We start from the raw sequence: 12,458 nt of genomic DNA, 5'->3' as shown, positions 1-12,458 counted from the left end.
CCAGCAGCTGGCTGCCGCTGAGCGACAGCAGAATCAGCGTATTGCCATAGGGCGTGGTGGCGGCGACCTGGGCGTAGTTGCTGCCGCCTACGCCGCTGTCCAGGCTTTCGCGGAGGCTCTTGTGGTTAGTCATGGCGATTTGCGCGCCCAGCTTGCGGGTCGCCGCCAGCTGCGAATCTGCGGCGACATCGCCCAGCGGCGATTCGCCGGCGTCATTGATCTTGTTGTCGATGCGCGCTACCGCAATGCGCGCAATCGGTTGCGCCAGCACCAGGTCGCTGCGGGCTTTCAGCGTTTGCAGGAAAACCGACAGGGCGGGATCAGGGGCAAAGCGCTGCTGCTCCATCAATACGTTCCGGGCCTCGATGGCAGTGATCTTGCCTTGCAGATCGGCGATGCGCGGATCGATGGTGAGCTTGATCCGCGTCAGCATGTGGCCGAAGGATTCGCCCTGCGTCACGGTGCGGCCGTCGACCTGGCAGGTATAGCCGTTATGGGTATGCGCGCTGATGACGAGCCTGATGGCCGGGTCGAGGCGTTTGACGATGTCGACAATCGGGCCGCGCAACTGGCTGCATGCCGCCATGTCGAACGGTTCGGGGGTTTCGCCGCCCTGGTGGATCAGGACCACGATGGCGCCGACGCCTTGCGCCTTGATCTCGGGCACCCAGCGGTTGATGGCGTCAGCCTCGTCGATGAAATCGACGTTGGTTATGCCGTCGGCGGACACCATTTTTTCCGTGGCGCGCACTACGGCGCCGATGAAAGCGATCTTGACGCCGCGTACCTGTTCAATCCGGTAGGGCGCCAGCAGCGGGCGGTCAGTGGTCTTGTCGATGACGTTGGCGGCCAGATAAGAAAATCCGGCGCCTGGAAAATGGTCGTCAAACTGGCACGCTTTGTCGGGCCGGTTCGACTTGCAGCCGCCATGCTGGTAGCGCAGCAGTTCAACGCTGCCCTGGTCGAATTCATGGTTGCCCACCGAACTGACGCGCAGGCCAAGCTGGTTGAGTGCGCTGATGGTCGGTTCGTCGGCCCAGATCGAGGACAGGGCGGGACTGGCGCCGATCAGGTCGCCGGCGCCGACCAGCAGCAGCTGCGGATCTTCGGCGCGCCAGGCGCTGAGCGCGCCGCCTATGGTGTCTATGCCGCCGACCTTGAACTTGCGCGGCACGGCGTCGGTCGCGCTGGCGTAGCTCCTGGTTTCGGCTTCCAGGTGGCCATGCAAGTCATTGATGGCGACCAGGTTGATTTCCAGCGGCGCCGCCGGTTGCAGGCCGCCGCATGCGCCCAGGAACGCAGCCGCCATGCAGCACAACAAGATGGTCCGGACTACAGGTTTTGCACACATGTGTTTCAAGCAGTCCTCGATTCTATCCCGCTTCCATCCAGTTTATTAGGCGAGATGCAATTTACCCGCTTCAGCTAGCGCCGCGGCCTTTGTATCGTGGCCGGCCACGCGACCAACGCAGGCGCGCAGCATCAGCACTTTCAAATGATCGTTGATGCGTTCTATCCGTTCCTGGAACATATTAAAGAAAAACATGCCGACTACCGCAATGCCGATGCCCAGCGCTGTCGCATATAAAGCGGTGCCTATGCCCTGCGATACCTGGCCCGGATCGGATACGCCGGATATCGCCAGGGCCTTGAAAGTATCGATGATACCCAAAATCGTGCCGAGCAGGCCGAGCAGGGGAGCGGCGGTGACGATGGTGTCGAGGATCCACAGCCGGTGCTGCACTTCGCCGCGGCTGGCGATGTAGACCGACTCGCTGAAGTCTTGCAGGTCTTTTTCACTGGTCAGCTGGTGTTTTTCGGCCAGGATGTCGGACACCAGCGTCAGCGGCAGGCTGGCGCGCGATGTCAACGCGGCAGGCAGTTCCTGCACATGCTGCACGGCGTGGGTCATGGCTTTTTCCAGGCCGATCGCCTGGCGCAGCGTGTAGTTGAAAAACAGCCCGCGTTCGACAATCACGAATATCGCCAAGGCGGCGCAGGCGTACATCAGGTAGAAAGCGAGCTCGTGGAATAATTGCATGTTCATGTTGACCTCTCTGCGCACGAATGCACTTTTGTTGCAGCGGCGGCCCCTGGTTCAAAGGCCGCCGCGATGGTTTGCTGCACTTGGCTTGCTACAGCTCGATTAAAAATCCGCAACCAGCGTCACGCTGAAAGTGCGTGGAGCGCTGACGTAGAACGACGGAGCCGATGCCGGTGCATTCGGACCGATCGCAACGGCATTAGTGGTGAACTGGCTGCCGCTGCCGGAACTGAGGTTCAGGTACTGCTTGTCAAAGATATTGCTGAGATTGAAACGCACTGTCGGTTTCTTCAGCCATGTCGACGATGGGAAGGTGTAGCCGGCGCCGGCGTTGAATACCGTATAGCCGCCCAGGCTGTCGTCATTGACCAGCGTGGTGTAGCGCTTGCCGGTGTATTTCGCCTGTCCGAACAGGTACCAGCTGTCTTGCGCGTATTGCAGGCTCATGCCGCTCAGCCAGTTCGGCGTATCCGGAAATTCCTTGCCGCCGGTAGGCAGTGCGAAATTGGCGGCAAACGGCATGTCGCTCTTCATCTTGCTCTTGATGTAGGACAGCGATCCGTACAGGCTCAGGTTCTTGGTGAGCGAGTAACCTGATTCCAGTTCGAAGCCCTTGGAGGTGGAATCGCCGACATTGAAGTCGGTGCGATTGCCGGTATCCGGGTTGTAGGAAGTGGCTATGCGGTCTTTGTAATCGACATAAAACAGCGAACCGGAAAATGTCCACTTGTCGCTTGCATAGCGGTAGCCGAGGTCATAGTTCCATGAGGTTTCCTTGTCTACCAGCGGGTTGCGCACGGTGCCGCCGGTATAGACGCCGTTGACGAACTTGCCGCCCGAGATCAGGCCGAAGTAAGAGAAGTTGCCCGGCGCCTTGAAATTCTTCGCCGCATTAAAGAATACCGATTGCACCTGGTCGAGCTGATAACGGATGCCGACGCTAGGCAGCAGATCGGAATACGATTTCTGCAAGGTATAGAAGCCGGGTGCGCTCTGGCTCGGGTTGTTGGTGAGATCGCGATCGATGCTCGAGTAGCGGGCGCCGAGCTGCAGGTTGAGCTTGTCTTGCATCAGGCTGATGTTGTCTTGCACGAAAGCCGATTTGCCGGTGCTGACGGTGAGCGTATCGCGATACTGCACGAATGAGCCATCCTGGTTGCGCAGCCAGGCATCGGAATTGTTTTGCCAGACATCGGCGGAGTTGCCGTTGTTGTCGATAGGCGCAAACGGACCGGTTTGCTGGTGGCGCGCGCGTTCGTACCAGTAGCCGACCATCAGCTTGTGGTTGTCGATCTGCTGGTTGTACTTGAGCGTGACGCCGGGACGGTAAGTGCGGGTGCGGCTGCCTTCATAGACGAACACGGTGTCCTTGGTGTCGCCATCGCCGTTGGCGTCGCGCACGCCGCCGCCGAGCAGGGTGCCGGAATTGCCTTCGCTGACGGTTTGCAGCTGGTTAGCGCCGGTGCCGAAGCCGTACCACATGTACGGGTTGACATCGATGCTGGATTGCGGCGCCAGCTGGAAGTGGGCGTTCATGGTGCCCAGCCAGTTCTTGAACGGATTCAGGTTGTAGCCGTAGTACAGGTCCTTGTTGCCGGTGTTGATGCCGGCGTTCGGTCCGTAGGTTGAATCATTTTGCGCGCCGGGGCCGCCAGGCTGGTGGATCGGCGGGACAGTACCGAAATCGAGGTTGCGTCCGTACTGGGCGATCTGGGCCTTGGTCAGCGAACGGTAATTGTTGTTCAGGGCCGAGTTGTACATGAAGCCGGTATCGACAAAACTGCCGCCGCCCAGGTCGAACTTGCTGTTGAAGTCGACGTGTTCCTTGTCGGCGCGGCCATCGCCCTTGAACTTGTCGGCCTGGGTCTTGGAATAGGAGACGAAGAACTTGAAGCGGTCGTTGAACAGTTTGCCGGAATCCAGGCGCACATAAGCTTTCCACAGGCTGTTCGAACCGAAAGTGTATTCGGTGCGGAAACGGCGCTGGTCTTCCGGTGTGCACATGGTCATGCCGATATTGCCGCCGGTGGCGCCGACGTGCGGTGCTTCGGTGTCGGTGGAACCCTGGGTGACGAAGATGTCGCACAGGTTTTCCGCATCGGTGTATTCCTGTGGATAGACGGCGAAGCTGCCGGAATCGTTGACCGGCGCGCCGTTGATGGTGAAGCCGAGCTGGTCGCTGTTGAAGCCGCGCACCCGGATATTGCCGCCGAACAGGCCGGTGCCGTCGGTATCGTAGCTGTTCACGCCTGGCAGCAGGTTGATCATCTGGAACGGATTGCTGGTGGTGCTTTGCTTGTCCATGTAATCGCGGTTGACCGAGCTGCGCGCTTTCGCCGATTCTTCCTGCTGGATCAGGCCGGTGCTCTGGCCGCCGTTATCGCCTTGCACCGTAACCTTGCCGACGTTGGACGTATCGGCAGCATGGACCAGCGGGCTGGCGGCGATGAATAGCCCGGAGATCAGCAGTGACAGCCGGGTGACTTTGAATTGCATGGCATTACTCCCTGTATATTTTTGGTGTGTGTTCAAACTAAGCATTCAAACAGCTGCTCGTTGCGGTTCGATTCGTTGTTGCTCGTTGTTGCTCGTTGTTGCTCTATCCCGCTCCCGGGATAAATTCCAGCTCCGCGCTGAATCTATGTGTCGCTTCTCCGGCCCAGCTGGATTCGGGAAAAGCAGGAAACGCGGCGCGGTTGATGGTCTTGCGGGCGGCTTCGTCGAGCAGCATGGAGTTCGACGATTCTTCTATGCCTTGCTCCACCAGGCTGCCGTCGCGGTTCAGCACGAACCAGACCTTGACCTTGCCTTGCGGCCGTTGCTGGCTGGCTTCGCGGCCGGTCGGATAGCGCTTGATGCTGTTCAGGTGCGCGCGCACCTTGGAGACATAACTTGCTTCGATGCTGGCGTTGTTTGGTTTGGCTACGGGCGGCGCCGGCTCGGGCGCCGGTGGCGTTGCCGGTGCCGCCGGCGCAGCGACTGCCTTGGGCGGCGCCGCCACTTCCGGGCTAGGATTGCTGCTGACCGGCGCCGCGCTCACGGCCTGCGGCGGCGTTGGTTGCCGGACCGGTTGCGCTACCGGCACAGGTAAGGGCTTGACGATTTGCGGTGGTGTCGGAGTGGGCGGCGGGGGCACGACTACCGGCGGCGCCGGCTGCTCCGGTTCGGTCAAGGCGATCTGCACCAGGGAGTCGTCCGGATGCGGCTCGATCTTCACCACTTTCTGGATACCGGCAAAGACCAGGATCGCCAGCATGAGCACGGCGGGCAATGTCGCCAGCGCATCGCGGAAGCGAAACAGGAACGGCATGGTCATCATTGCCTGCATCACGGCTTGCGGGTAGCGATGGAGATCGACTCGAAGCCATTCTGCTTCAGCGTGTCCATCACTTCCACCAGCCGCTGCACCTCGACGCCGCGATCGCTGTTGACGATGACGTTGAGCTTTTCACCATTCTTCCGCGCCAGGTTCAGGCGCGCCGGCAATTCGCTGATCTTGGTGTCGACACCGTCGATCTGCAACGCGTCGTTGAGGCCGATCGTGATGACCGCCTTGTTTTGCGGTTTCAAGTCTTGCGAACTGCTGGCGGTCGGCAAATGCGTTTTCAGGCCGAGCGCGGGGATGACGTTGAGACTGATCAGCACAAAAAACACCAGCAGGAACATCATCACGTCGATCATGGGAATGATTTCGACGCGGGCTTTCCGCTTTTTTGGTTCGTCCCAACTACGCATTGCTATACCCCGATGGAAGATGTGCGGCGATAGCGCGAAGTCGCTAACCGCTATAATTTCTATAACTGTCGGCAGAATAGCGATGAATTATTTCGGCAGTATTACAATCGATAGCGATGTGGCCGCGACACCACGCGGTTGCAGTCGGCTAGCGCCGCGGCAATGGGAAGAAAGACAACAGTATCTTGATCGCGTAGACCACGATCAGCGAGCCGGTCAGGTCGCCGATGGACATCACGATCAGGCCCGACCAGAAATGGTAGGAGACGCCGCGCAGGACGAACCACATCAGCTGCAGCAGCGGATTGGTCAGGCCGTACAGCAGGATGCAGGCCAGCAGGCGGGTGGTGGTCAGGTTGCTCAGCGAGGGCTGCAGGCGCATTTCCTGCAATGTGAATCTATAGGCAAGGTAGGGCGCCAGCGCCGAGATGATGCTGTAGCCAATCGTGGTGACCGGGTCGCCGGGGAAGAGCGCGTAGATGCTGGAAGTCAGCAATGAGGCAATCAGGATGCCCAGCACACCCGCTTCGGCAAACAGCAAGGTGCAAATCAGCCGGATCCCTGCCGGCAGGTAGATCCAGGCGATGCCCTGGGCGAACTCGATGTGCTTGAACAGCCAGTCGTTGGTCATGTACACCAGCATGTAGACGATCGCCGTGCTGCTGACTGTCAGCAGGTTGAGACGCAGTTTCGCGGCGGGAGAGGGGGTGGTGGACATGACGCGCGTATCTTACCGAAGTATCTGCGCCGGCGCAGGAAGATACTTGCGGCGGGCCTGAAATGACGGGTATGATCGATATGAATTTAACAGCGTTAGCAAACCGTTCCCGGCAGCAGCTTACAATATGGCCATGGAAAAAAATAATCGTCCGGCAGATATCTACGTGCGTTTCTTGCAACTGGCGAATGCCTTGCGCGGCTTGCCGTCGCTGCCGTCGCTGGACCCTCTGGAAGACCGCATCCTGGCCTTCGTCGCCCGCGCAGGGCAAGCCCGGGAACGCCTGTCGGTACGCGACATGATGGCGCAAAGCGAACTCGGTTCGCCGGCCATGCTGCACGCGCGGCTCAAATCGATGCGGGAAAAGGGCTGGATCGTCTTGAGCGATACCGACGATACGCGCCGCAAGCAGGTGGAGCTTAGCCAGGCGGCTTGGCTGCATTTCGACAAGCTTTCGAAGTGCTTGCTGCAGGCGACGCGGGATGTGAGCAAATAGCTGATCCTGTTGACTGCGGGAGTGCAAAGTTCGGTTATCAAAATACGCCTTCGGGCGTATTTTTTTGCCCATTCAATTTCAGCCAAGCCTTATGGGCATGCATGCAACCTGACCCGAAAGTTGGGCCATACTACGATTTTTCATTAATCGAATACTATTTGGCTTCAGTCGAATGGTATTTATGAGAGCGCCATGAAAGATGCTATTATTAGTGCTGTTAACAATACCTTTAAAAGTATTTCTATGGCACACCTGATTCTTGCCGAAACAACCGCCAGCGTTTCCGAGTTGAAAAAAGACCCTATGGGGACTGTTGCTGCAGGCGAAGGATTTCCTGTGGCGATATTGAACCGGAACCAGCCGGCGTTTTATTGTGTCCCGGCAAAAGCGTATGAAGCGCTGATGAACAAGCTGGAAGACATGGAGCTGAATGCGGTTGCAGACGCCCGCAAAGGACAGGCTGTTGTCAGGGTCAAGCTGGATGAGCTTTGAACTGGCTTTCCTTGAGGAAGCATTGAAGGAATGGCGCAAGCTGGATCAAGACATGCGCGAGCAGTTCAAAAAGAAACTGGCGGAACGATTGCTTGCTCCCCATGTGCCGTCCGCGCAGTTATCCGGCTCCAGGAGCCGATATAAAATCAAGCTGCGCCAGGCCGGCTACCGGCTAGTCTATGAAGTGCGCGACCAGGAGCTGATCGTGCTGGTCGTCGCCGTTGGCAAACGCGAGCGTAACGCGGTGTACAAGGCCGCGGAAAAACGTTAGGCCGGCGGCCTTCTTGAGCCAGCTCAGTTTTTGTTCATCATGCTCAGGGCGACTGCCTCCGCCACCCGGATTCCGTCAATCGCCGCCGACATGATGCCGCCCGCATAACCGGCGCCTTCGCCGGCCGGAAACAATCCAGTCGTATTCAAGCTTTGCAGGCTGTCGTCGTGGCGTTTGATGCGCACCGGCGACGAAGTGCGGGTCTCGACCCCGGTCAGCACCGCATCGGCCATGGCGAAACCGCGGATCTGTTTGTCGAAAGCCGGCAAGGCTTCGCGGATGGCGGCAATCGCGTAGTCCGGCAAGGCGGTGCTGAGGTCGCCCAGGTGGACGCCGGGTTTGTAGGAGGGGGTCACCGAACCGAGCACAGTCGATGGCCGGCCGGCGATGAAGTCGCCAACCAGCTGGCCCGGTGCATCGTAAGTACCGCCGCCCAATTCAAACGCTCGCGATTCCCAATGCTGCTGGAAAGCGATCCCGGCCAGCGGATGGCCGGGATAATCGGCCGGCGTGATGCCGACCACGATGCCGCTGTTGGCGTTGCGTTCGTTGCGCGAATACTGGCTCATGCCGTTGGTCACCACCCGTCCCGGTTCCGAAGTGGCTGCCACCACGGTGCCGCCCGGGCACATGCAGAAACTGTAGACCGCACGCCCGTTCTCACAGTGGTGCACCAGCTTGTAATCGGCAGCGCCGAGGATAGGATGGCCGGCGCTGGGGCCGAAGCGGCATTTGTCTATCAGCGATTGCGGATGTTCGATGCGGAAGCCGAGCGAGAACGGCTTGGCTTCGATATACACGCCGCGGTCGTACAGCATCTGGAAGGTGTCGCGGGCGCTGTGGCCGATCGCCAGCACCACATGGTCGGTGACGATGGTTTCGCCGCCGGCAAGCACCACCGCGCGTACCTGGCCGCTATCGTTTTTCCACTCGATGTCGATATCCTCGACCTTTTGCTGGAAGCGGAACTCGCCGCCCAGCGCTTCGATGCTGGCGCGCATCTGCTCCACCATCTTGACCAGCCGGAAAGTGCCGATGTGCGGCTTGCTGACATACATGATTTCGTCCGGCGCATCGGCCTTGACGAATTCGGTCAGCACCTTGCGGCCGTAGTGCTTGGGGTCCTTGATCTGGGTCCACAGCTTGCCGTCGGAAAACGTGCCGGCGCCGCCTTCGCCGAACTGGACGTTGGATTCCGGCTGCAGCTCGCGTTTGCGCCACAGTCCCCAGGTATCCTTGGTGCGCTCGCGTACCGCCTTGCCGCGTTCCAGGATGATCGGATTGAATCCCATCTGCGCCAGGATCAGGCCGGCAAACAGGCCGCATGGCCCGGTGCCGATCACCACCGGCCGCGATTTCAGCTGGCCCGGCGCTTGCGCCACAAAACGGTAATTGGTGTCCGGCGTCGGTGCCACGGTGCGATCGCGCGCCAGGCGCTTGAGTATGGCGTCCTCATTCTTGAGCTCGACGTCCACGCTGTAAGTCAGGATCACCGCGGATTTCTTGCGGGCATCGTAGCTGCGGCGGAAAATTGTGTAACCGAGCATTTCCTCAGCGGCGATTCCCAGCCGCCCCAGAATCGCTGCGTGCAAGGCGTCTTCAGGGTGGTCGAGGGGGAGTTGTATTTCATTCAATCGCAACATGGGTATTTCCGGGAAGTCAGATGGAGGCAGGCCGCCTTTGTGTTCTACACCGAGCGGCGGCTGCCCCGCAATTATTTTATAAAACGACAATGCCATGCGGCAGGCCGCCATTTTACCTTAGGGAGGGCGCAATGGCAGCCGGCAAGCCATTCAGGCGCTTGTTGAGCCTGTATCTTTTGGAAACACAAAATAACAAGCCGCTACATGGTTATCGCCTATATTTTAGTCATCACCCGATGGTTCTAAACGAAGGAGGTAGCGAATGAAGATCAAATCAATTTTATGCATCAGTGTGCTGGCGCTGGGCGCAGGCCTGGTGACGCCTCTGACCCAAGTCCAGGCGGCAACCTATGTCGGAGTCCAGATCGGGCAGCCTCCACCGCCGCGTTATGAAGTGGTGCCGCCATCGCGCGCCGGTTATGTCTGGGCGCCCGGATACTGGCGCTGGAACGGCCGTCGCCATGTGTGGGTAGGCGGCAATTGGATGAGGGCGCGGCCGGGTTACCGTTACGTGCCGCCGCGCTGGGAACGGGGTCCGCGCGGCGACTGGCAGATGCGGCCATACCGCTGGGATCGTTAAGCAGCAAGAGGGCGCCGAGAGGCGCCCTTTTTCATTGGCGCGGAGGGTTGCCGCGGCGCTGCTCTTTTAACAGAAAACGCGCCGGATCGAGCGCCGCCGCCAGCTCGGCTTCGATCGGCAGCGGTTCTCCATTCAGCTGCGACGCTAGCAGTTCTGCCGCCAGCGGCGCCCAGATCAGGCCGCGCGAGGCATAACCCAACAGGCTGTACAAACCGGGAAAGCGCGGCAGGTCTTTCAGCTTTGCTTCGCGCACAGGACTTGCTCCGTTTTTATCCGGCAAGGCGCCGACCAGCGGCAGGCGGTCGCTGGCCACGCAGCGGAAACCGACGCGCCCGGCCAACGGCGCCTGGCCGGCCTGCCAGCCGGGCAGGATATTGGCCAGGCGCGCCAGGTTGTGATCCTGGCTGTCGCGGCGCAGCGCCGTTTCGCCATCCTCGTCATAGGAAGCGCCTATGCTGCAGGACCCCTCATAAGCCGGGGTCAGGTAGGCTTCACCGCATATCACCGGCTTGATGGCAGGAACCTGCCCGGCATCGAGGTAGGTAACCTGGCCGCGGATGGCGCTCAGGGGCAAATCTTCCGCTTGCGGAAACTGCAAAGCGTCGCAGGCATTCGCCAGGATCACTACCGGTGCGGCGGCTATTGTTGCACCGTGCAGGTCGCGGATGGTCCAGCCGTCCTGGCCCCGTTCGAGGATGGTGGCATGTCTTCCGAAATGGGTTTGCAGTTGCTCGCCGCAGCTGTCCAGCATGGCCTGGCAGAGGCTGCGCGGCTGCACCCAGCCGGCCGCCGGGAAAAACCAGGCGCCGCCGCTGACCGGGCAACCGGCAACGCGGCCGGCGCTTGCCTGGTCCAGCCACTGCGCATAGTCGGCCGGATAACGCCAGTAATCAGCCAGCTGCCGCTGGCTCTCGGCATGTGCGGCGTCGCGGGCGACCTGCAGGACGCCGCAGGCTGCGCCGTCAAATGCGCCGCCGATGCCGCCCAGCTGGCGCCAGGACTGCAGGGCGAACAGATAGGCGCTGCGGCTGAGGCGCGAGCCGGGATTGTCGTCGCGCGACAGCAGCGGCATGAAAATGCCGGCGCTGTTGCCGGATGCCTGCTGCGCCGGCGCCGTGTGGCTTTCGACCAGATCGACGCGCCAGCCGCGCTGCACCAGGCGCTGACAAGCAGCGCTGCCGGCCAGGCCGGCGCCGATGACAATCGCGCGGCGGTCGGCATGGACAGGCGCGGCTGCCGAACGTGCGGTGAAGCGTGGGTTAAAACGGGCGGTGCGTCCGTCGCCGCCGTCAAACACAAATCCTGTTTGCTGCAGCTGCTTGCGGGCCGCCGCTTCCGCGCCTGCAATGTCCAGGCTGGCATGTCCGGCAGCCAACCTACCCAGCGTGCCAAGCACCGGCAAAGACCACTCCCGCCAACGGCTTCCGTGCAACCGGAAGGCATCCACTTTCGCGGCTATCTGGCGCAGGCAGGCGGCGCCGTCGCCGATCATCAGCGTCAGGACCAGTTGCCCCTGCTGCAGGAAAATCCGATGAAAGCCAGGCACCGCCGGCGGCCAAGCTGCGCGCAGCTCTGCGCACAAGGCTTGCCACTCCGGGTGGTTTTCCGCGGTTTGCTGCAATTCATTGCACGCGGCAAGTTGCGGCACAAGGGCCAGGTAATGTAACTGCCGCGGACGTTGAGGATCGTTGCGCCACGCTTGCCATGCGGCGAAAAAAAGCTCGCCGTGGCCGAACTCGCTGTCCAGCAGGACGAAGCTGTCTCGTCCGCGCCAATCAAGCGCGTAGTCTGCCGGCGGCGTATCCGTAACAGTCATGGCACCGCGTCAGTAAACCCGGCTTACCGTGTAACCGCGTTGCCGCAGCATCGCCAGCACGCTGTTTTTACCGACCAGATGCAGCATGCCGATACCGACGAATGCATGCGGCGTCGCGCTCGTCAGTTTGGCTATGCCGTCGGCCAGGCCGGGGTTGCGTTCATCCAGCAAAGCGCGTTGCACGAACTTGCCGGTGAAGGTGTCGTCGCTGGTCAGTTCCGCCAGCATGGCGGCCATGCCGTCGACATCGCCGTTGCGCCACAGCGTCATCAGTTGCAATGAACGCTGCGCCTTGGCGGGATCCAGTATCTCGTCAATGCTGTCTTGCAGGAACTGGATCTGCTCGGCCGGCGTCAGCTTGCCCAGCAAGGACAGCTGCTGTTCCGCGGTTTCCAGCTCGACCACGGGCTTGCCCTGTTTTTTTGCATACGCAGCCAGGGTGGCGTCGACTCCGTACTGCGCCAGATAACCCTGATGGGTGTATTCGCTGAAGCCGAGCATGGTCGCCAGCAGCCACGGTTTCATGGTGGCCACGGCGTCCAGCGTCAGGCCGTATTTTTCCAGCAGCGGATTGAGCTGCAGCAGCAGCGGCGGCGGCAGTTCCTGCGCCAGCGATTTGCCGTTGGCGTAGATGCCGTATTTGGTCATCAGGTCGGCCAGTCC

The 12,458-nt window shown here is 60.6% G+C and carries 13 protein-coding genes; 4 read left to right on the top strand and 9 right to left on the bottom strand.

Features of this window, described 5'->3' with window-relative positions; all coding sequences use genetic code 11:
* The 6 genes from JWQ61_RS06250 to JWQ61_RS06225 form a co-directional block, all read right to left on the bottom strand.
* A partial coding sequence (locus tag JWQ61_RS06250) for a 5'-nucleotidase C-terminal domain-containing protein (RefSeq protein ID WP_304359765.1) occupies nt 1-1,351 on the bottom strand: 1,351 nt, incomplete at its 3' end.
* Between the two features lie 45 nt (nt 1,352-1,396).
* Nucleotides 1,397-2,047, bottom strand: coding sequence for a MotA/TolQ/ExbB proton channel family protein (locus JWQ61_RS06245; RefSeq protein ID WP_304359764.1), 651 nt, complete (start codon nt 2,045-2,047; stop codon nt 1,397-1,399).
* 99 nt (nt 2,048-2,146) lie between these two features.
* Nucleotides 2,147-4,540 carry a TonB-dependent receptor gene (locus JWQ61_RS06240; protein WP_304359763.1) on the bottom strand — a complete coding sequence of 798 codons (2,394 nt, stop codon included), beginning with the start codon at nt 4,538-4,540 and terminating at the stop codon, nt 2,147-2,149.
* A 103-nt stretch (nt 4,541-4,643) separates the two neighbouring features.
* On the bottom strand, nt 4,644-5,372 hold the full coding sequence (locus tag JWQ61_RS06235) for a TonB family protein (RefSeq protein WP_369684884.1): 729 nt from the start codon (nt 5,370-5,372) through the stop codon (nt 4,644-4,646).
* Nucleotides 5,372-5,779 (bottom strand): biopolymer transporter ExbD, encoded by a 408-nt coding sequence (locus JWQ61_RS06230; protein WP_304359762.1) that lies wholly within the window; start codon nt 5,777-5,779, stop codon nt 5,372-5,374. Before JWQ61_RS06230 ends, JWQ61_RS06235 begins: the two co-directional genes overlap by 1 nt.
* A gap of 148 nt (nt 5,780-5,927) precedes the next feature.
* Complete coding sequence (locus tag JWQ61_RS06225; RefSeq protein ID WP_304359761.1) at nt 5,928-6,497, bottom strand: hypothetical protein; 570 nt, start codon at nt 6,495-6,497, stop codon at nt 5,928-5,930.
* 133 nt (nt 6,498-6,630) lie between these two features.
* On the opposite strand from JWQ61_RS06225, the gene JWQ61_RS06220 reads away from it, so the two are divergent.
* From JWQ61_RS06220 to JWQ61_RS06210, 3 genes are all read left to right on the top strand, one after another.
* Nucleotides 6,631-6,993, top strand: a complete 363-nt coding sequence (locus JWQ61_RS06220; RefSeq protein ID WP_304359760.1) for a winged helix-turn-helix domain-containing protein — start codon at nt 6,631-6,633, stop codon at nt 6,991-6,993.
* Nucleotides 6,994-7,236: 243 nt separating this feature from the next.
* Nucleotides 7,237-7,485: a type II toxin-antitoxin system Phd/YefM family antitoxin gene (locus tag JWQ61_RS06215; protein WP_120237607.1), complete on the top strand. Its 249-nt coding sequence runs from the start codon at nt 7,237-7,239 to the stop codon at nt 7,483-7,485.
* The gene (locus tag JWQ61_RS06210; RefSeq protein WP_304359759.1) at nt 7,475-7,756 is read left to right on the top strand and encodes a type II toxin-antitoxin system RelE/ParE family toxin; all 282 of its coding nucleotides are present in this window, start codon (nt 7,475-7,477) and stop codon (nt 7,754-7,756) included. The genes JWQ61_RS06215 and JWQ61_RS06210 overlap by 11 nt, the downstream gene beginning before the upstream one ends.
* A 23-nt stretch (nt 7,757-7,779) precedes the next feature.
* Here JWQ61_RS06210 and JWQ61_RS06205 read toward each other — a convergent pair whose 3' ends face one another.
* On the bottom strand, nt 7,780-9,399 hold the full coding sequence (locus JWQ61_RS06205) for an NAD(P)/FAD-dependent oxidoreductase (RefSeq protein ID WP_304359758.1): 1,620 nt from the start codon (nt 9,397-9,399) through the stop codon (nt 7,780-7,782).
* A 262-nt stretch (nt 9,400-9,661) separates the two neighbouring features.
* Between JWQ61_RS06205 and JWQ61_RS06200 the strand changes: the two genes are divergently transcribed.
* Nucleotides 9,662-9,979, top strand: a complete 318-nt coding sequence (locus JWQ61_RS06200; protein ID WP_304359757.1) for a YXWGXW repeat-containing protein — start codon at nt 9,662-9,664, stop codon at nt 9,977-9,979.
* A gap of 31 nt (nt 9,980-10,010) precedes the next feature.
* Here the strand turns inward: JWQ61_RS06200 and mnmC are convergent, their stop codons facing one another.
* Both mnmC and JWQ61_RS06190 read right to left on the bottom strand, forming a co-directional pair.
* Nucleotides 10,011-11,795 carry an FAD-dependent 5-carboxymethylaminomethyl-2-thiouridine(34) oxidoreductase MnmC gene (gene mnmC / locus JWQ61_RS06195; protein WP_304359756.1) on the bottom strand — a complete coding sequence of 595 codons (1,785 nt, stop codon included), beginning with the start codon at nt 11,793-11,795 and terminating at the stop codon, nt 10,011-10,013.
* Nucleotides 11,796-11,804: 9 nt separating this feature from the next.
* Nucleotides 11,805-12,458 (bottom strand): TraB/GumN family protein (locus JWQ61_RS06190; RefSeq protein ID WP_304359755.1); only part of this gene is annotated, 654 nt, incomplete at its 5' end.

This window comes from Collimonas fungivorans (assembly GCF_028292705.1).
GTDB lineage: Bacteria > Pseudomonadota > Gammaproteobacteria > Burkholderiales > Burkholderiaceae_D > Collimonas > Collimonas fungivorans_B.
The sequence above is the reverse complement of the archived record's forward strand: the minus strand, read 5'-3'. Positions and strand labels throughout refer to the sequence as shown.